Genomic DNA, 18,427 nt, shown 5'->3' with positions numbered 1-18,427 from the left:
CTCTACGCAGCGTCGATGATGCGCTGTCATATTCTTCTGAATAGCCTATACCTCGGTATCCTAACAAAGCAAGAATATGATGTCCTCGTAACCGCATAGCAGCCGTCATACATCACCATAGGCGTTATATCATGGAGAAGATGACACCCAACCAGGCCAATTCACCTAAGAATTTTGAACTGGTAGCCGACAACACGCTTGTCGCTGCAATTCCTGTGTACAATAGAGAAAAAACGCAAAGGATGATGCATCCCGTGTACGGCGCATTGATTACCGTGTCTCGAGAATCGGAGCCGGATTTTAGTGTCATAATGCCGATTCAACCGGGGGAATATGAAGCGGCGCAACGCTTGCGCACATTAGGGGATTTACGCAAGTGGCTGGAGGAACGCGCGGATGATGACGAGGTTGCGGCATCCATTTGGGCAGCCCTTCAGCAAGAGGTCGGAAGCCTCAGTAATCATTATCCTGTTGATATCCGCTTAGAGAAGCCTTGAACACAATGCCCGCGCATGCCCCTTCTTAGGCGATAGCCAAGAGGGGGTCAAGCGGGCGGCGGCCTCTTGGCCGCCTTGCGGGGTTTGGACCTATGTCAATAAAATGGACACCCGAAATTGAGACATTATCCCGATCACGCTTGATATGCCGCCTCAGCCTCGGCTGGAGTCTGATAATCTAGGGCGCTATGGACGCGCTGCCGATTATAAAAAATCTCGATATAGGCAAAGATCGCAACTTCCGCTTCTGCCCGGGTTCGGAATTTCGTCAGGTAAATGAGCTCCTTTTTCAGGAGGCTATGCCATGATTCAATCATGGCATTATCATAGCCATTGCCCTTCCGACTCATGCTGGCCGTCATCCCGTATTGCTTAAGGCGCTCTTGGTAAGCCGTCGCGGCATATTGGCTCCCCCGATCCGAGTGATGCAACACCCCGGCCGGCGGCCGGCTGTGCCTGACCGCGCGGTCTAAGGCCCGGAGAACTAAGTCTTGCGTCATGCGCCGATCCACGGCCCATCCCACAATTTTTCGGGTGTACAAGTCCTCGAGGCTTGCTAAATAGAGCCATCCTTCCTCGGTGGGGATGTAGGTAATATCTGCCATCCACACCGCATGCGGCCGATCCGCGGTAAACGTTTGATTCAACACGTTCTCATGCACCGGCAACGTATGCCGAGAATTGGTGGTGGCTTTATATTTCCGTGTCACGCGAGAGCGCAATCGATGGTCGTGCATCAACCGTGCCACCGTTTTTTGACTGATGCGCTCGCCTTCCCGCCGTAACACGGCGGTGATTTTGGGGCTGCCGTAGCGTTCCCCTGATGCGGTAAACACCGCCCGAATCCGTTCGACCCGCCGGGTCCGGACTTGCGCCTGAGTACTGGGAGGGCGATGGCGCCACGCATAATACCCGCTTCGCGAAACGTCGAGGATTTGGCACATCTTCGTGATCGAGAAGGTGAAGCGGTGTTCATGAATGAACGGAAAGATTACTTCCGATCGTTGGTGAAGATGCGCATCGCTTTTTTTAGGATCGCATTCTCCTCTTCGAGATCCCGAATGCGTCGCTGCAAATCGCGCAGGGCTTGGTCTTCCGCTTTCAGATGCCCACTACCCACAAAGGGTTCGACCGGGTCGGCTTTGTAGGCAGCGACCCAGGCATACAAGGTTTTGCTGGGAATGCCCAGTTCGCGCGCCACTTGCGCGCCACTTTTTTGTTGGGTCAACACGAGTTGAACCGCTTGTTCTTTAAACGCTCGATCATATTGATTGGCCATCGGATTCACCTCAATTGAGAATTATTGTATCATCTTGTCTCAATTCGAGGTGTCCACAATTTAGACTAACATCCAGTTTTTCTTGCGTCCCTTGGGCTTCGACGTAACGTTTCACCGTCTCCAGCGAGGCTTCACCGACGCTCCCGACATAGTATGCGCGATGCCAGAAGTATGGCTTCCAATAGAATTTCGCTAAATGATCGGCAAATCGATTGCGCATCCGCCGCGCACTGGCGGACTTAAGATTGTTAATCAAGGTAGACAGGTTCAGCGCAGGATGGATACCCACCAGCAAATGGACATGATCTGCTTCCCCCCCGAACTCAATCAGGGTACAGCGCCAGTCGTTCAGGATTTCTGCGAACGCCTCTCGCAAGGCCGCGAGGAGTTCTGACGTTAATGTCTTCCTTCGATATTTGGTCACGAAGACGATATGTAGCCGAAGAGAGTACACTGCATGTGAGGCAGACATCATTTCTGTGTCATTCATAGTAGCTTAATGATATAATAGACGTCCGAATCAACGCAAGGAGGTGAGGGCATGCTGAACGGGTATAAGTTTCGCCTGTATCCGAGTCCAGAGCAGGAGCCGATCTTGCTCCAGTGGATCGGGTGTCAACGCCTCATCTACAACGCCAAAGTGCAAGAAGATCGCTATTTTCGCCGATTTCAGCGGCGGATGGTCGGGACTGTGGGCGAAGACATTCCTGTCGACCAACAGTACAGCCGCTTCATTACGGCAAAGACCGCATTCCTCCGCCAAGTGCCCTCCCCAGTGTTGCGCAATGGCGCGGTGCGCTGGCGACAAGCCTATCAACGGTTTTTTCAGAAACTGAGTGGTCGCCCAAAGATGAAGCGGAAATCCGGGCGACAAAGTGTCTGGCTGACCTCGGAGTTGTTCGAATTTCGTCCGATAGTCGATGACACCCCCGGCGCGGTGTGCGGGTATCACCTGCATGTCGGTACCGACAAATTTCCCGTCGGGATCATCCCGTATGTGGCCCATCGGCCGCACGCTGTGCCGGCTTCGATATATCTTGCCATCGAAGGGGGGCAGTGGTGGCTCTCGTTTGCGGCGGAGGATCTGACCGTCACGATTCCCGGCAAGGAGGGAGACGCGGCAACCGAACGCATCGCCGAGGATTTACGGCACCTCTCTGCTGACCAACTCGCCGAGCGCACGCTCGGCGGAGATCGCGGGATTGCCAAGCCCCTCATGACCTCCGACGGTCACGTGTTTGATCTCCTACCGGTGCAGCAAACCCGAATCCAGAAAGCGCGGCAGCAGCACCGACGCTGGCAACGACGGGCTTCCCGCAGAAAAAAAGGATCGCAAAATCAGAAGAAAGCCTACCGAAAAGTGGCTCACTACCCCCAGTACGAAAAGAACGTCCGACACGAGTATGCGCATCAGACCAGTCACGCGCTTGTGGTCCACGCAGCCTACGACCTGTACGTCTTTGAGAATCTGCCTATCCAGCAGATGACCAAACGGCCCAAAGCAAAAAAAGACGCCCAAGGCCATTTTCTGCCCAACGGGCGGGCCGCGAAAGCGGGCCTGAACCGGGCTATTCTCGCCTCGGCATGGGGCCAGGTGGTCATGTTCACGCGCTATAAAGCACGGCGCCGAGGCAAACTCGTCATCACGGTTCCGCCCCAACACAGTTCGCAGGAATGTGCTGAGTGTACATTCACTGCCCCGGACAATCGGCCTTCCCAGGCTGCGTTTGTCTGTCAACGCTGCGGACACAGGGACAATGCGGACCACAATGCCGCCCGCGTGATCAAAAAACGCGGGATTCAGAAACTCCTGTCCGGAGAACCGCTTACGACATCGCGTAAAACGACGCGGATTTTTCGGACACTAGGGCCGGAACGGTCCGAAGTCACGCCTGGGGAGACTCACATAAGACGTGCTCCGTCAAAGACGGACATGCACAGGTCGCAGAACCAGGAACTTCGCGGAGTGATCCGGGAAACCCCCACCTCAACCCGATAGGGTTAGGTGGCGGGAGAGTTCATAGCCCGGTTTGTTGGCACCTATGGCAAGAGGATCTGATTGGTTTTGAGTCTGTTGAGAACACCTAAGGGAGTGTTCTCAACAGACCCATGGATAGCTGGCTATTATGTCTGGCTTATCCATTCTCTTAACATACCCTGTCAAAATGTAACCGTTTTGCAAAGGTGGTAAGAAATCGTGCGCGGTCGACTTCGACGGCCACATCGATATTTGGTCTGGTTGTAGAACGGGTACGCCAATCGACCACTGTCATGCCCCGCGTTAATTGCCCGCGTAATTCAATATCCACGGGATAAGGGTGGGTTCGACACAAGGTAGGATCCTCAGCAACGGCCACAGCCAAGGGATCGTGCAATGGCGCCATGCGATCGCCCTTGGGCGCTCCTGGGTTATAGGCACCTAAATAAAAGTCTACGGCTTGCTGTAGTAATGCGTAATACGGAGTCGTCGGCTCTAGGCTTTTCAGCATACAGTCGGAAATGGGCACTTGAGTGGTCACATCAAGACCCACCATCGTAATGGGAATACCCGAATGAAAGACCACCCAGGCGGCTTCGGGATCTCCCCAGATATTCGCCTCAGCTACAGCAGTCACGTTTCCCGGAGCGAAGGCAGCGCCGCCCATAATGACAATGCGGCGAATACTAACACTAACCTCAGGAAAGGCCAAGAGTAATGCTGCAACATTGGTGAGCCGTGCGGTCGTAATTAACACAAGATCATGAGCATATTGATCAATACTGCGGCGAAGAAATTCGACTGCGGATTCTGATTCGGGTCTCATTTGCGGGTGAAACAATTGTGTGCCACCTAAACCGTTCGGGCCATGAAATGCTTCCGCTGTGGATTCCCAAGGACTAACTAGAGGATGACTTGCCCCCTGATATACTGGGACGCTGTGAGAAGCCATTTCTACCACCGTAAGGGTATTGCGAGTTGTATTAGTGATGTCGCCATTGCCAAAACAGGTCGTGATCCCGAGTACATTCAGCGTTTCAGAGGATAGAGCATAAAGAATCGCGAGAGCATCGTCAATTCCGGTATCGACATCTAATATGACAGGCAGTTGTTCCGCCATAGATAATATCGCTCCTTATAGCCAGTCTACAATATAATGGAGTTATTGTAGCAAATTGGAGATGCCGAAATCGTCAACTTCCCAAATCTGTAAGACATCTCTTACGTCGCAGAGCTCCCTTCGCGAAGCTTTTTAGCAAGACTATATGGGGATAGTCAGCAACTGGGTTGACGATGCTTACAGCTTCAGGCACTATGTGGGAAGCATTGTGATAGCATACCTAAGAGCATCTGTATAAGTGAGGTAATGGTGTGGATTATTCGTCAATAACACCGGATGAGATACGGCGTTGGGATCAACAGCATGTTTGGCATCCCTTTACCCCGATGAAAGATTATGACCATAGCGATCCAGTCATTATCCAAGCAGCGCAAGGCGTCAAAGTTCAAGATATCGAGGGACGATGGTACTATGACGGGGTCTCCTCCGTCTGGTTGAATGTGCATGGCCATCATGTTCCCGAACTGGACCATGCCCTTATTGATCAATTGTCCCGCGTGGCCCACACGACATTACTGGGACAGGGCAATGTGCCCATTACGGTGCTGGCCCATCGTTTAAGTAAAATTATGCCGGGCCATTTGACGCGCTTCTTCTTCTCAGAATCGGGCGCTTCTGCGGTTGAGGTCGCTTTAAAAATGGCCGTGCAATATTGGGCCAATCAGGGACAGGGTCAAAAGACAAAAATTATGGGATTTACATCCAATTATCATGGAGACACTTTGGGCGCCATGGCTGTGGCCCCCGATGACATATTTCACTGGCCCTTTCTCTCATATTTGCCCAAGGAGCCCCGAGCCCCTTATCCCTATTGTTATCGTTGTCCCTTACAAAAGACTCCAGATCGGTGTCATTTGGCTTGCTTAGATTTGGCCGAGTCTGTCATGCGTGCGCATCAAGACGAATTAGCGGCAGTGATTATCGAGCCCGTGCAGGGAGCGGGTGGCATTATCCCAGCGCCGCCCGGTTATTTAGCCGGACTGCGGGATTTATGTACACGCTATGATGTGCTTCTCATTGTTGATGAAGTGGCCACGGGTATAGGACGGACTGGAAAATGGTGGGCCACATCTTATGAAGAGATTAGTCCGGATATTTTGTGTATGGGTAAGGGATTGTCTGGAGGGTACTTGCCCATTTCTGCCACAGCGGCAACCGAGGACATTTATCGACAATTTTATGGACGTGCTGGCGACCGTACGGCCTTATATCATGGTCATTCCTATGCCGGTAATCAATTGGCGGCCAATGTGGCCCTAGCCAATTTGGAGCTGATTAGCCAAAACCAGGTTATTGAGAACGTCGCAAAACAAACACCTGATATTGCATCGGCCCTGGATAAGCTGCGTCCTCTGCCTTATGTGGGGGATATAAGACAAAAGGGATTCATGATTGGGATTGAACTGGTTCAAAACAAGGAACAACGCACCCCGTTTCCCTATGCGGCGCAGGCCGGACGCGTCGTGCAAAATCTTGCGCGTCAAAGGGGGATGCTTATCCGCCCCATCGGCAACGTGGTTATTTTCATGCCACCGCTTGCATCTTCGTCTATTGAGATTAGGGAGATGGTTGATATTTTGTGCGAAGCGGTAGTGGCCAGCCAACCATTATTGGAGGATCTCCTATGACTCCGTTCGCTTATTTTGTAACAGGAACCGATACCGGTGTTGGAAAAACCTGGATTACCGCCAGTTTGGCAACCTTCTGGTATCGGCAAGGTTATGATGTGGGGGTTATGAAGCCGATTGAAACCGGCGTTAAGGGATCTTCATGGCCTGATGACGCAAAGGCCCTGGTTCAGGCATCCCATTCCGGTGACGCCCAAGAATTGGTCGTCCCTTATACATTCGAACCTCCCGTATCACCATGGGCAGCAACCTTAATGACGGGTAAACGAATCGATTGGAACCCCCTTATTGAAACGGCACGGGCCATCATTGGCCGCCATCAAGTGACCTTGATTGAAGGTGCCGGAGGGATTGCAGTTCCCATTGATGCTGACCATAGCATGATTCATATTGCTCAGGAACTTGAAATTCCTGTGATCTTGGTGGCGCGAACAGGCCTCGGGACGATTAATCACACCATTTTGAGTGTGGAATATGCCAAGGCCCACGGCGTTAAGGTTTTAGGCATTATTATGAATGCTGTGAATGAGTTGCCAGAAGATGTTTCGATAACGCTCAACCCGTCGTTAATCGAATCACTCACCGGAATTCCCGTTTGGGCCGTGGTGCCCTTCCATCCTGACATCGGGAATGCGTCAGAAGGTCATTTAACGACTTTATGGGAACAGACGGGCCAGCATATTGCCTGGCATCCACTGCAAGATGGCAAACTGTAGCCGATATGGCACCGGATAAAGACGCGGGATCATCAATCCGGATTAAGAGCAATACGATGCACTAAACAGGAAGAGACTCGGCACCAGTCAAAATCCAGCGGATTCTTAGTATGACGTATGTTCGTGAAATTGATCGAATAAAGGGGTTATACGTATGCAATGGAACTTATTGGCTGACAAAGTATTAAATGGAGACAGTATTACCAGGGAGGAAGCCTTAAGTATCCTCCGTTCAGACGATCAGGAACTGCTAGCCATTTTGGCAGCAGGATATAAAATCCGGTACCGCTATTATCGCAATTATGTGCGTTTCCAATATTTGATGAATGCGAAAAGTGGGTTATGTCCCGAAGATTGCCATTACTGTTCGCAGTCTCATATTTCGAGTGCAGACATCCCCAGATATCCGCAGAAAACCTCCGATGATATTCTCCAGGGCGCTGAACGGGCCAAGGCTCTCGGAGCTACGACCTATTGTATTGTGGCCAGTGGACGTTCGCCGACCGATCATGAATTAGACGGATTGATTGACAGCATTACGCAGGTCAAACAACGTTACGATTTACGAATTTGTGCCTGTTTAGGTATCTTGAAACCGGGACAAGCAGACCGACTTAAGGCCGCGGGTGTTGACCGCTACAACCATAACATCAATACGTCTTCTGGTTATTCACCATCCATTGTAAGTACACATCACTATGAAGACCGAGTACAAACCATTGAACAGGTTAAAGGATCCGGGATTTCCCCATGTTCTGGCGTGATTTTCGGCATGGGCGAAAGCTGGGAAGATCGCGTTGAGGCGGCCTTTGCGTTGAAAGAACTCGACGTCGATTCTATTCCCGTGAATTTTCTGATTCCAATTCCCGGGACGCCCTTAGAGAATCAAGAATTAATGACCCCGGCCGAATGCCTACGGTCTCTGGCAATGATGCGCTTTGTCAATCCGCGCAAGGAAATCCGCATTGCCGGAGGACGCGAAGTCCAGTTGCGTTCTCTTCAACCATTAGGATTGTATGTTGCCAACTCCTTGTTTGTGGCGGACTATTTAACAACGCCTGGTCAAGAGCCGGAGGCCGATCATCAAATGCTTCGAGATATGGGCTTTGAAGTGGAACCGCAAGATTTCCCGTTAATCACGCCGTTTGCGGATTAAGGGACGCGCGCTTTAGGCACGCGTTTTATAACGGATTCTATCCTAAAGCACCACAACCCTAAACGGTTGTGGTGCTTTTTTCAATAAGCCGCAGGTGAGGAGGATGGATGGGGCAAGTCCCTTCACACCTGTCTTTTCCCATCATATGGTATTGAAGAACAGCAGTTGTGCATCGGGTCATAGGGTGAGGGGAGGATACCTAGATGATCATTCGCCATATTGAACCGAATGATTACCGCGCTCTTTGTGAGTTGTGGCAAGCCGCCCAACTGACGTTTGATATTGGAGATGCGGAAGAGGATTTTGCGTGGGCCCTTCAGCATTACGGCCAACACTATTTTGTTATGGAAGAAGAATCACGAATCATCGGATCGGTATTAGCTGCATTTGACGGCCGCCGGGGATGGATTTACCATCTTGCTGTTCATCCCGAATTCCAGCGTCGCGGATTGGGTAGACAATTAATGGAACATGCCGAAGCGTCTTTAAGCCACATGGGGTGCTTGAAAATTAATTTGTTAATTGAGCCGCATAATTTGGGCGTTAAGCAATTTTATATGCGGTTGGGATACACCCCCGCGAACAACCAGTTCATGGAAAAAATTATCCATTCTCAGTAAATCTGATAGGGTTTGCTCTAATTTTCACTTTGTTGTATCCTCTAGACTATATCTTGTTCACTATATTGGACAACCTGTATGTTGTGACTTCACCCACATAAGGAAGCATGCACATCTGGTATCTGTCCATGCCATTTGGCGATGATCCGCATAACAAATTACCTAAATGACCATGAAAGGCAGGCTTGTTCGTGATGCAGCATGACAATGACCAAACACAAACCCTTCCGTTACCGCCTAGTGCCGCTAACGGGTATCCATTTTATTCATGGGCAGGCCTTCGGATTACTGAGGCGGCAAATGGCCGTTCCACGGTCGAACTGGATGTTCAACATCACCACCGGGGAGGCGGCGGAACAGATGCGGTAAACGGCGGAATCGTCGCTTACATGTTTGACGGCGTTCTCGGTACGGCAGTGCGTTCGGTATGGACGGACGACGTTACGAGTCAGGTTACAATCACATTAAACATTCAATATTTACGGATGATCCAGGCGAAATCGCGGATTGTCGGACATGGACATGTAGTGCGGCAAGGCTCTAGTACCGTGTTTGTTGATGGTGAAATTTTGGATGAATCTGGCGAGGTATGTGCCAAGTGCACGGGAATTTTTAAGTTATTTCGGAAAAAGGCATCTCGAGACTAAGTAGGGAAAAGCGCTCTTTCTAGCACATGGTAAAGATGTTTTAAGAGCGTGCGAAGAATCCCGCTTGAATTTACACCCATTATGACACCAGCCAATCCCAAGGGGTTGGCTGGTGTCATGTATCTTTGACGCACCGAGCTCTTTAAGATCATTTTTTCCTTCTAACCACACACCTCGACATCTCTTTGACGCAGATAGATTCCACCCAAAAGATGCCAAAATCTTGAAGATGATTTTTATTACAGGGCGTTCTTGGACGGGAACTAGGACCTTTGGCCAATAGCAGTACCGAAACCTCTATGAGATGCTACATTCACCGAACGCCAAGGATACAAAAAGACCAATGGGGAAGGCACAAGGACACACGGATACAAGGATACAAGGATACAAAAGTCCCGCGGTTAAATGTCAAGAACCGATCAGCTTAGGACAACGACGAACAGGGCCAGGGCAACATAAACCTGCCTAAAAGGAGGTGGTAGATAATGGCAAATCAGTTGTCAATCCCTTTAGTGCGGCATCAACTTCCTTTCGTCGTAGATTTGGCCCCGGGTCAGCATCCCGTAGACCACGCCGACCAACTTGCGTGCCGTCAAGACCAACGCCCGCTTATGGCGTGGTGCGTGGCTTCGTGGTACTTCTTCTCGTAAAAGGCTTTGAACTGCGGGTCCCGCACCCGGACCCTCTCCGCCGCTTCGATGAAGTAGTACCGCAAATAGACGTTCCCCGTCCGCGTCAGCGGACGGATGTCGGCATCAAAATTCCCCGATTGATGCGGGCGCCAGGTCAGCCCCGCATATTTGGCCAAGGCATTTTCCGACGGAAATCGTTCGATGGGACCGATTTCGGCCAAGAGGCCCGCGCCATAGACCGGACCAATCCCCGGAATCGTGGTCAGGGTTTGGCGAAACGCCTGCATGTCACGGGCAATCACTTTGTCCAGCGCCTGTTGTTGATGTTCCAAGGCCCGGATGGTGTCCAAATGCAGGACCAAGCTTTGGTGCCGTGCATCCTGCTCGTCCGGATGCAACCGAAAGGCACGCCGCGCCAAGCGGTGCAAGGTCTGCGCAATGTCATCGGGCGCTTTCAGCCGTTGGCGACCGGCCGCCGCGATTTCCGCCACCAGATCCGCCAGCGGGATGGCTGCCAGCGTATCGGGCGTGTAGCGTTCCAACACGGTTTGCGACGCTACCCCAAAGACGTTCGAGAAAAACGGCTCATCCGTATGGGCATACTGCCCCCAGACACAGAACAATTGCACCAACGCGCGATTTTTTTCTTGGGTGATGAGGTGGCTCAGCTGCCGACGATGGCGGGTCAAGACCTGCAACGCCGCATAGCGCGGATCCGGCGGGGTCCAGGGCGTGACGCGCCCAAACCGCATGACATCCGCAATCAGGGCGGCATCCGCTCGATCGGTTTTGCCCCGATCCACATAGGTCTCTCGGAATTTCTGGACGACTTTCGGATTGAGGACGTACCAGGTGGGTTGCCACCGCTGCAAGTCGGGGGTTTGCGTCAGCCATTCCATCAGCGGCACATGGTACACGGACGTGGCCTCGACGCCAATGGCCAGCCGCGCGTACGGCGCGGCGTGGGGGTGCAGCCAGGCGACGAATTGCTCGGCCCCCGCCTGATCGTTGGGGACGGTCGTCCGCGCGACGACCTGGCCATCCGCCGCCATCGCGCAGACGACGTGAGCCCCGAGACTGGTGTCAATACCGACGTACAACACGCTATCCATGGGATTTCACCTCCCTTCGCGGAGGAATGCATCGGGAACGGGATTTCGCCGACGCGCCGACGCCTTCGCCGCAACCTCGCTTATAAGCCGTCATCGCCACCCGCGGTGTGCGATAGACCGGTGCCACGGGTCTCCACGGGGGGAGCGGCATCCCGCGCGTTAACTGTGACGAAGCGGCGTCGCCGACTCACAGACTTTCGAAGCCGTCAATCCGGCAGGAGGAATGCAGTCTTGAATCGTCCCGATCTTCTTCGAGCATCGCCGACGAAACCCGATCTGGCAAGCCTGATCATCCCGAATGCCGATTGCTGCTGGCCGCGAGGCAGGCCTCAAGATAAAGCCTCAGGGTAGCAGAATCAATTTCTTTATACGAGGAGGATGATGCGATGCATGATATGTTGCGGTGGGATAATGAAACGGAACTCCGGTTACAGGAGGTTCAGAATACACTGCCTGACAATGCGAGACAATTGCTTTGCCAGTGGCAGCAACAACACGTATCTTTCTCACGCATGTATCTCCTCCTCGCTTTGGCCGAAGCGCGGTGGGTTGACCATCATGGTCCCTTGATTGGTCATGGCACATTTAATGGGGGACCCATTATGAAAGCAAGCACATTGCTTTATCCACCCTATCAAAATCTTGCGTTGCTGCACATGGCCCATTACGTATTGGGATTAATAAGACATCCAAATTATGGCCCCTATCTCATGGGAGAACATTTGAAAACTCAAGAAAGTCTTGAAGAGATTCAACACCAGTTCATCCCCGATTTGGAAACCGGGGAAATGCCTCTCTTGTCTGAAAACCGCGCCGCCGAACTTGCGACATTGGCAGGAATCCATGCGAGATGGCTTATGATCCGCGCCGCGCTCAGGCAATATCCCGAAAATGAACACCGGTTATTGATCGTTCAACGCGCCTTAGAGTTTTTGGATGACACAAATGGGTGGCATTATGCGGAAGCCTTCTTTCGGGCTGCCATCCAGTACTTAGGCCATCGGCCTGACGTTCATTTTACCAAACAGGTGTTAGCGGCTTGGCTGGGCACGAGAGCTCCTCTCTGGCAAGGAACTATCGATGCCAAGGAGGTCGAGAAACTACGTCAAGACTTAGTTAGGTGCGAATTTGGGCAAGAACCGCAAAAGATTATCACAGCCATTTCACAAAATATCAATGGTTCCACTTTACTAGAAGCGATATCTTTAACGGCTTCAACCCTAATGTTTTTGTCTGGCTTTGATGCCCATGCGGTCACGGGAATTCATTGTGTTATAGACCTTTTGCGCGATCAAAGGTGTCCTATCGATATTCGTCATTTAGCATGGCCTCTGGTTCTTTCCAGTTCACGGACGCGAAGACAAAAGGCGAAACGCACTGACTGGATTGTGGATGATCCAGTGACACATGTCATGCAACAAGGAATAACTTCTAGTTCGCGAGTCATTTCACGAGATGATATCATCAAGAGTCTTTACACGGACCGAACCGGTTTAGAGGCCGCCTCCTACACCCGGCAATATCTTCAAACAGGAGGGGATCCCACACAATTAACGCGGGTGTTCATCGAAACAGCACTGACAACGGAAGAACCTTTCGATGCACTTCACAACGTCAAAATGCTGTGGGGACTCTTGAACGAAACCCTTCACTGCCGGTCCCCTGCACACTGGATCCATTTATCTGCCGGTGCACGCGTCATTGCCCAGTCGATAACGGCTAGCCCCACGACCACTTCAATCCTGCAACAGTGGGATAAATTAAATGCATGCATCAAGGAATAAAGGTAAGATATGCGCCTGATTAGCATACTTCGGGCATGCCAAAGCGCCACGGGCGAATAGATTGTCATGGCAACGTATCTCCCGGACCAATGGGGAAGGTCGATGTCAGTGATATTTGTGGCGTTGACCAAAAAGTTTTAGGATAAGGAACCAATCATGGAGAAGTCAGATAAAAAACGATAAGATTTGAGGGACGAATCCTTCTGAATCCTGTATTTTTCGTCATCCCAAATTATGAGATCCCCTCATTACTAGTTCGAGGGAACCGACGGAGGAAGCAAAATTCATGAACAAAAAGTCCCTTGCCGCCATGCTCCCTTTAGTGCTGATTGCTGCCGGATGTGGTACCCAAAGCAGTACATCCTCGCCAGCATTGCCAACGACCGCGACGATTGCTTTAGCACCTCAAGTCTCTCCCAATTGGTGGTTTCCAGTCTTATCCTCTTCGGCCTATAGTGACACCAATTTGCAGATGAATGCCTTGATGTATGTGCCACTTTTACACATTTCTCGTACTGATGGGATCGATTTTTCCCGTTCATTAGCGGAAAAAATTACTCATAACGCCGACGGTACAGTCTATACCATTGATCTTAATCCGAAATATCATTGGTCAAATGGTCAGCCCGTCACAGCGCGTGATGTCGTCTTTACCTGGCAAATTTTGAAAGCCACGAGTTCCGGCGCCTCGAATCTGCCCTGGGGCTACGGCGGAGCTGGTACAGGAGGCATCCCGACGGATTGGGCTAGCGTTGTGGCCAAATCCCCCTACACCGTAGTCGTCACTTTGAAAAAACCAGCGAATCCCGAATGGTTTGAACACAATGGATTGGGTCAAATTGAGCCTGTTCCTGCAGCCATTTGGGATAAATATCCTCACAACATGATCGCGGAACTGCAATTCATCAAATCTGTCGCCAATACTCCGGGGGCCAGTGTTTATAATGTGGTGGATGGTCCATATCACTTCACCAAAATGGAACCGAACCAGTATTGGATGTTTACGGCGAACAATCATTACGATGGGCACAAATCAACCTTGAAGCATATTGTCTTTGAATATGAAACGTCCTCCGCAAACGAATTCGCCGGATTAAAGACCGGAAAGATTGATTATGGATATCTCCCCCCATCATTATGGAACTCGCGTCACCAACTCACCCAAGATACCTTTTTCCCAGGGTATTTGTTTGGTTTTAATTATCTGCAACCAAACCTGAATCCCAATGCCCCAGGGGGCCTGGGGACAGTTTTTGACCACGCCTATATTCGCCAGGCTCTGGAAATGGGAATCGATCAGCAAGGGATCATTAATACTTTTTATCATGGCTATGGCGTCACAGAAACTGACCCCATTCCGCCCAAACCGCACACGGTGTTCTATGATGCAGCGTTGCAAACACCGTTATATCCTTTTAATCCCCAACAAGGCAAACGGTTGCTCGAGAAATACGGGTGGCATTTGCATAACGGGGTCATGACCAAAAACGGTATTCCCTTATCTTTTACCTTGTTATATGTTTCCGGTAGCAACACAGATACCAGTATTGTGCAGCTGATTAAGCAGGATTGGGCTCAAGAAGGCATACAAGTGAATTTGGAAACCCAACCCTTTGATACGGTATTATCTACGGCTCAACAGACAGATGCCACGAAATGGAACATGGCTTGGTGGGGTGGAGGGTGGACTTATGAGCCCGATTATTATCCGACGGGCGGAAGCTTTTACGCAACAGGAGCTGGAGCCAATCAAGGCGGTTACAATAACCCCGAAATGGATCAATTGATTCAAGATTCGTATAAACCCGGCACGCCGGACCAAATTAAACACGCGTTAGATGCGTATCTTGCTTATGCCAGGCAGCAAGTTCCGGTTATTTGGCTCCCGTGGACTCCGACCTTTAACGAACACATCAAGACACTCCATGGCACCGCTGCCACATTTAATCCCATTACCGCTTTGATTTATCCCAATTATTGGACATTTTCGCCGTAAGACGTGAATTGTGCAAATGACTTCGCCCCATCTTGCGCCACCATCATCATGCCAACGTCGCTGACCTAAAAACGCGTATAATAGAAATACGATAAAGAAAAGAGGCGAGGCATGATGATGTGGCCAATGGCGCGCATTTTTCCGTTTTTTGGACTAATTGGTTTGACTATCATGGGATTTTTTCTTTGGATATTTTGGTTCCGTTTCTTGGGAAAACCACATCACGATCACCAAGAGATGGCTCCCGGACCAGACCCCTTAGAAGTTGCCCGGGAGCGTTTTGCACGTGGTGAAATTTCCCAAGATGAATTTGACGCGATTGCGGACCGGTTAATCCGCACAGAAAAGCCGTTAAAGTGATGAGCGACCTTGATTCCTATTATGCGGCGCCGTTAACGGCCTTAATGAGTTTTTCTTCAATTTCTTGGGCCTTCTTTTCCAATTCTTTATCCTCAACCAAATTGATGAGGGTGGTGGGTTTTGTTAAGCCAATTTTTGTGTGGCCATGGTCATCGTAAACCACCACTTTACAGGGAAGAAAATAGCCGACTAATAAATTTTGAGTGAGTACCGATTTGGCTTCGACAGGATTACAAACTTCCAGTACGTGATAGGCTTGATCGAAATCGACGCCTTTTTCCTGCAGTTTTTGAGCTATATCCATATGCCATAGTACCCCAAAACCGTTGGCCTTGAGTTGCTGTTCCACGGACTCAATCGCGTCGGGAACGTTTTTAGCGGTTTCTACAGTATAATGAAACATACAATCACCTCACTGAATTTGAAATGGCCAAGACTCTTCCCATTATAAGGGGTAATATCCAAGGAGTCCCACAACTCACAGTATACCCAATGTCTTTCCCTTGCGTAAAAGATGGTATTTCGCTGATACGTCGCTTTAAGGTGAATCTTTGAGCAATGAGTCCACAAACACTTCCACTTTCAATCCATCCGGATCGGCAAAAAACACCCCATAATATGATGGTCCTCCGGCATGAGGGTGGCGGTCCTCGTAGAGAATGCGAATTTTTTTGGCACGCAAAAGGTTCGTGAGCTCGTCAATTTCTTGAGGCGTATCCACCCGAAAAGCTAAGTGGTTCAATCCGGGGTTTCGCCGGTTAAATGGTACGGGTGACGATGTGGTGACTTCGACGAAAACAATGTAAACATCGTGATAACGCCAACTGCGTCCCTGCGTCCATTGTTGGTAACGCTGCCACCCAATGTATTCGAAGAACCAATCCCAAAATGCGCTGACCCGCTCAAGCTTCTCAACATAGATTTCAATATGACTGAATAGCGCTCTCATCATGCGTTCTGGCTATCTCGGATTTGATTTAGCCATTCCACCACCAATGGTGCAGCTTTTAATGGAACGCCAGAGTGATCGCTTTCCACGGTCTTGTGCGTTTTGGGTTCATGAGCCATATCAAACAATTTTTGTGCACTAAAAGGGGGTAATTCTTGATCGAAAGTGCCACTGACAAGCAAAAAGGGACGCCCCTTTAATTGTGTGAGCGCTTCAGGAATGTCGTGATCCATCGCCAATCCCACTTCAATGGGGCTGGCGCCATCGACCCATGCCCACCGTTCCAAATAATAATTGATGACCGCCGGATCGGGTCGCATAACCGTCACGGGATAACCTAAACCAAGACTGGCCGCTCCCACAGCTCGCGGGTCCCGGCTTGCAGCAACTAAAGCGGCTGCAGAACCCATACTGTGACCAATATAGACAGGACGGCAGGGAGATGGGAGTTGACTATTAGCGTCTAAAGCTGCTTGTACAACCATAGCAAAACTGATCAACGCGCCTCCGCTCGATCCTAATTTGTGTCCAGGCAAATCAATGGACAACACAGGATATCCGGCTTTGGCTAATGCTGTGGCCACCGGATCTAGGGCATGTTTTGATGAGCTATAACCATGAATTAAAATCGCTCGAATCGCTTCGGGCGATCCTAAATGTGGCCCATAGCCGAGACCCCGAATGACTTGCCCTCCTGATACAAATTGAATAGGAAAAATATTCATCATCATTCATCCTTTCGCGAGATCTATTGCATAACTATTTTGTCTTTTAACGTCGAATTGTACAGAGAGTCTGTAAAAACTTTCTGATATTCTCAATATATCGTAAGTAGGAAGAGAGGGGATGGGCAGATGCAATATCTCACAACCGATGACAATGCCGAAATGGGAAGGATTGTGGATCAATGGCTGCATGAATTGCGCCAAAATTACACGTCGACGCAGTGTCAACAGGCTGCATCGCTCCTTGGGCAATGGGCCGGAAATGCGTGGCAATGGTGTGAGGGGGACGAGCATGGTTGGGTCCTCAAAAGTTTTGTGCGTTGGGTTAAGGATCATGACATAGTCCTCAATTGGGCGATTCCGGGATTATTGAGAGGATGGGAATAAAAGAAGCCATCGTTCCTTCGATGCGATAGAATAAAAGACAGTGACCTGTTTAAGCTTGCTAGATGGTTAAACATTTTGTGGACTTTTTCGCAATGATTTGGACATGATGAATCAACTGTCACGAGGTTAGTCGCATGGATAACACCGCATCGGCCTACAATAGGCCTGAAATCGTCACGCAAGCTTTACACATGGCCCAACAATTAGCACTTTCTGAGTCCTGCTTGGATGAAGTGGGTGAGTTATTAGCCCTACTTGCCGGATATATTCGCACAGGAAAAATCGCTGAAATTGGCACGGGATGCGGTGTTGGCACCGCGTGGTTAGCAAGTGCGGCCGCTACCGATGTGTGGACGGTCGATCACGATTTATCCCATGTGAATCGGGTTCGGCAATTGTTTGCCCATCATTCTACGGTGCATGTCTTAGCCGGAGACTGGACTCAAATTTTACGACATGGACCCTTTCAATTAATCTTTGTTGATGCGAAGCCTGCTAAATATCTGGGAATAGATGCCATTATTGCCGCCTGTGCCGTGGGCGGCTTGATAATCCTCGATGATTTAACCCCGTTCGAATTATGGCCTGAAGCGTGGAAGGACAAGTGCGATCCGCTGCGAGACATGTGGTTGCATCATGCTCAGCTGTGGAGTGTGGAAATACGTACCTCAGCTCGCCATGCAGCGATATTAGCCCGGCGCACAAAATAGGGAAAGCGTCATTAGGCGGGTATGCCTTTGATTAGGAATTCAGGTGACCTGCTTCCGGTATCTTTCGTGACCTTCCATAATTGTACGTGACCTTCCGTTATCTCATGAAGGAAATAGGCCTGCTATAATGT

General features: G+C 50.4%; 19 protein-coding genes. 12 read left to right on the top strand and 7 right to left on the bottom strand.

The annotated features are described in order from the left end of the window. Positions 1-131 precede the first annotated feature (131 nt). Positions 132-497, top strand: a complete 366-nt coding sequence (locus B8987_RS16045) for a hypothetical protein (protein WP_020374926.1) — start codon at positions 132-134, stop codon at positions 495-497. 134 nt (positions 498-631) lie between these two features. Here B8987_RS16045 and B8987_RS16040 read toward each other — a convergent pair. Further along, a protein-coding gene (locus B8987_RS16040; RefSeq protein WP_278281275.1) for an IS3 family transposase occupies positions 632-1,776 on the bottom strand; the annotation gives its coding sequence in 2 pieces (ribosomal slippage) (positions 632-1,530 and positions 1,530-1,776; 1,146 coding nt in all). 10 nt (positions 1,777-1,786) lie between these two features. Next, entirely contained in the window at positions 1,787-2,251 is a 465-nt protein-coding gene (gene tnpA, locus B8987_RS16035; protein WP_207651519.1) for an IS200/IS605 family transposase, read from the bottom strand. A gap of 66 nt (positions 2,252-2,317) precedes the next feature. Here tnpA and B8987_RS16030 point away from each other — a divergent pair, with 66 nt between their 5' ends. After that, a complete protein-coding gene (locus B8987_RS16030; protein WP_084661706.1) occupies positions 2,318-3,775 on the top strand; it encodes an RNA-guided endonuclease InsQ/TnpB family protein in 1,458 nt (485 codons plus the stop codon). A gap of 148 nt (positions 3,776-3,923) precedes the next feature. On the opposite strand, the gene B8987_RS16025 is transcribed toward B8987_RS16030, so the two are convergent. Beyond that, positions 3,924-4,874 (bottom strand): nucleoside hydrolase, encoded by a 951-nt coding sequence (locus tag B8987_RS16025; RefSeq protein WP_020374387.1) that lies wholly within the window; start codon positions 4,872-4,874, stop codon positions 3,924-3,926. 251 nt (positions 4,875-5,125) lie between these two features. On the opposite strand from B8987_RS16025, the gene bioA reads away from it, so the two are divergent. The 5 genes from bioA (at position 5,126) to B8987_RS16000 (ending at position 9,641) form a co-directional block, all read left to right on the top strand. Beyond that, positions 5,126-6,502, top strand: coding sequence for an adenosylmethionine--8-amino-7-oxononanoate transaminase (bioA, locus tag B8987_RS16020; protein ID WP_084661705.1), 1,377 nt, complete (start codon positions 5,126-5,128; stop codon positions 6,500-6,502). Then, positions 6,499-7,218, top strand: a complete 720-nt coding sequence (gene bioD, locus B8987_RS16015; protein ID WP_084661704.1) for a dethiobiotin synthase — start codon at positions 6,499-6,501, stop codon at positions 7,216-7,218. Before bioA ends, bioD begins: the two co-directional genes overlap by 4 nt. Before the next feature lie 154 nt (positions 7,219-7,372). Continuing rightward, a complete protein-coding gene (gene bioB, locus B8987_RS16010; protein ID WP_020374390.1) occupies positions 7,373-8,374 on the top strand; it encodes a biotin synthase BioB in 1,002 nt (333 codons plus the stop codon). Positions 8,375-8,577: 203 nt separating this feature from the next. Further along, positions 8,578-8,994 carry a GNAT family acetyltransferase gene (locus B8987_RS16005; RefSeq protein WP_084661703.1) on the top strand — a complete coding sequence of 139 codons (417 nt, stop codon included), beginning with the start codon at positions 8,578-8,580 and terminating at the stop codon, positions 8,992-8,994. 194 nt (positions 8,995-9,188) lie between these two features. Then, entirely contained in the window at positions 9,189-9,641 is a 453-nt protein-coding gene (locus B8987_RS16000) for a PaaI family thioesterase (protein WP_051351010.1), read from the top strand. 592 nt (positions 9,642-10,233) lie between these two features. Here B8987_RS16000 and B8987_RS15995 read toward each other — a convergent pair. Next, complete coding sequence (locus B8987_RS15995; RefSeq protein ID WP_084661702.1) at positions 10,234-11,385, bottom strand: IS110 family RNA-guided transposase; 1,152 nt, start codon at positions 11,383-11,385, stop codon at positions 10,234-10,236. A 386-nt stretch (positions 11,386-11,771) separates the two neighbouring features. Here B8987_RS15995 and B8987_RS15990 point away from each other — a divergent pair, with 386 nt between their 5' ends. From B8987_RS15990 to B8987_RS15980, 3 genes are all read left to right on the top strand, one after another. Continuing rightward, a complete protein-coding gene (locus tag B8987_RS15990) occupies positions 11,772-13,169 on the top strand; it encodes a hypothetical protein (RefSeq protein ID WP_084661701.1) in 1,398 nt (465 codons plus the stop codon). Positions 13,170-13,455: 286 nt separating this feature from the next. Next, positions 13,456-15,165, top strand: coding sequence for a peptide ABC transporter substrate-binding protein (locus B8987_RS15985; RefSeq protein ID WP_020374395.1), 1,710 nt, complete (start codon positions 13,456-13,458; stop codon positions 15,163-15,165). A 111-nt stretch (positions 15,166-15,276) separates the two neighbouring features. Continuing rightward, complete coding sequence (locus B8987_RS15980) at positions 15,277-15,525, top strand: SHOCT domain-containing protein (RefSeq protein WP_020374396.1); 249 nt, start codon at positions 15,277-15,279, stop codon at positions 15,523-15,525. Positions 15,526-15,544: 19 nt separating this feature from the next. Here B8987_RS15980 and B8987_RS15975 read toward each other — a convergent pair whose 3' ends face one another. The 3 genes from B8987_RS15975 to B8987_RS15965 all read right to left on the bottom strand — a co-directional run bounded on the left by B8987_RS15975 (position 15,545) and on the right by B8987_RS15965 (position 17,205). Beyond that, complete coding sequence (locus B8987_RS15975) at positions 15,545-15,928, bottom strand: DUF302 domain-containing protein (RefSeq protein ID WP_020374397.1); 384 nt, start codon at positions 15,926-15,928, stop codon at positions 15,545-15,547. Between the two features lie 135 nt (positions 15,929-16,063). Continuing rightward, positions 16,064-16,477, bottom strand: coding sequence for a VOC family protein (locus B8987_RS15970; RefSeq protein ID WP_020374398.1), 414 nt, complete (start codon positions 16,475-16,477; stop codon positions 16,064-16,066). Then, positions 16,474-17,205 carry an alpha/beta hydrolase gene (locus B8987_RS15965; RefSeq protein WP_081503233.1) on the bottom strand — a complete coding sequence of 244 codons (732 nt, stop codon included), beginning with the start codon at positions 17,203-17,205 and terminating at the stop codon, positions 16,474-16,476. Before B8987_RS15965 ends, B8987_RS15970 begins: the two co-directional genes overlap by 4 nt. A gap of 123 nt (positions 17,206-17,328) precedes the next feature. Here B8987_RS15965 and B8987_RS15960 point away from each other — a divergent pair, with 123 nt between their 5' ends. Continuing rightward, on the top strand, positions 17,329-17,586 hold the full coding sequence (locus tag B8987_RS15960; RefSeq protein ID WP_020374400.1) for a hypothetical protein: 258 nt from the start codon (positions 17,329-17,331) through the stop codon (positions 17,584-17,586). A gap of 134 nt (positions 17,587-17,720) precedes the next feature. Further along, positions 17,721-18,296 carry an O-methyltransferase gene (locus B8987_RS15955; protein WP_020374401.1) on the top strand — a complete coding sequence of 192 codons (576 nt, stop codon included), beginning with the start codon at positions 17,721-17,723 and terminating at the stop codon, positions 18,294-18,296. The last annotated feature ends 131 nt before the right edge of the window (positions 18,297-18,427 follow it).

It is taken from the genome of Sulfobacillus thermosulfidooxidans DSM 9293 (assembly GCF_900176145.1).
GTDB classification, from domain to species: domain Bacteria; phylum Bacillota; class Sulfobacillia; order Sulfobacillales; family Sulfobacillaceae; genus Sulfobacillus; species Sulfobacillus thermosulfidooxidans.
Note: the sequence above shows the minus strand (reverse complement) of the source record. Positions and strands in the feature narration are given on the sequence as shown.

Bases quoted from the DNA above. Each gene is read 5' to 3' on its own strand.
- B8987_RS16045 (WP_020374926.1), top strand. From the start codon at position 132: ATGGAGAAGATGACACCCAACCAGGCCAATTCACCTAAGAATTTTGAA.
- tnpA (WP_207651519.1), bottom strand. From the start codon at position 2,251: ATGATGTCTGCCTCACATGCAGTGTACTCTCTTCGGCTACATATCGTC.
- B8987_RS16030 (WP_084661706.1), top strand. From the start codon at position 2,318: ATGCTGAACGGGTATAAGTTTCGCCTGTATCCGAGTCCAGAGCAGGAG.
- B8987_RS16025 (WP_020374387.1), bottom strand. From the start codon at position 4,874: ATGGCGGAACAACTGCCTGTCATATTAGATGTCGATACCGGAATTGAC.
- bioD (WP_084661704.1), top strand. From the start codon at position 6,499: ATGACTCCGTTCGCTTATTTTGTAACAGGAACCGATACCGGTGTTGGA.
- bioB (WP_020374390.1), top strand. From the start codon at position 7,373: ATGCAATGGAACTTATTGGCTGACAAAGTATTAAATGGAGACAGTATT.
- B8987_RS16005 (WP_084661703.1), top strand. From the start codon at position 8,578: ATGATCATTCGCCATATTGAACCGAATGATTACCGCGCTCTTTGTGAG.
- B8987_RS16000 (WP_051351010.1), top strand. From the start codon at position 9,189: ATGCAGCATGACAATGACCAAACACAAACCCTTCCGTTACCGCCTAGT.
- B8987_RS15995 (WP_084661702.1), bottom strand. From the start codon at position 11,385: ATGGATAGCGTGTTGTACGTCGGTATTGACACCAGTCTCGGGGCTCAC.
- B8987_RS15990 (WP_084661701.1), top strand. From the start codon at position 11,772: ATGCATGATATGTTGCGGTGGGATAATGAAACGGAACTCCGGTTACAG.
- B8987_RS15985 (WP_020374395.1), top strand. From the start codon at position 13,456: ATGAACAAAAAGTCCCTTGCCGCCATGCTCCCTTTAGTGCTGATTGCT.
- B8987_RS15980 (WP_020374396.1), top strand. From the start codon at position 15,277: ATGATGATGTGGCCAATGGCGCGCATTTTTCCGTTTTTTGGACTAATT.
- B8987_RS15975 (WP_020374397.1), bottom strand. From the start codon at position 15,928: ATGTTTCATTATACTGTAGAAACCGCTAAAAACGTTCCCGACGCGATT.
- B8987_RS15970 (WP_020374398.1), bottom strand. From the start codon at position 16,477: ATGATGAGAGCGCTATTCAGTCATATTGAAATCTATGTTGAGAAGCTT.
- B8987_RS15965 (WP_081503233.1), bottom strand. From the start codon at position 17,205: ATGATGATGAATATTTTTCCTATTCAATTTGTATCAGGAGGGCAAGTC.
- B8987_RS15960 (WP_020374400.1), top strand. From the start codon at position 17,329: ATGCAATATCTCACAACCGATGACAATGCCGAAATGGGAAGGATTGTG.
- B8987_RS15955 (WP_020374401.1), top strand. From the start codon at position 17,721: ATGGATAACACCGCATCGGCCTACAATAGGCCTGAAATCGTCACGCAA.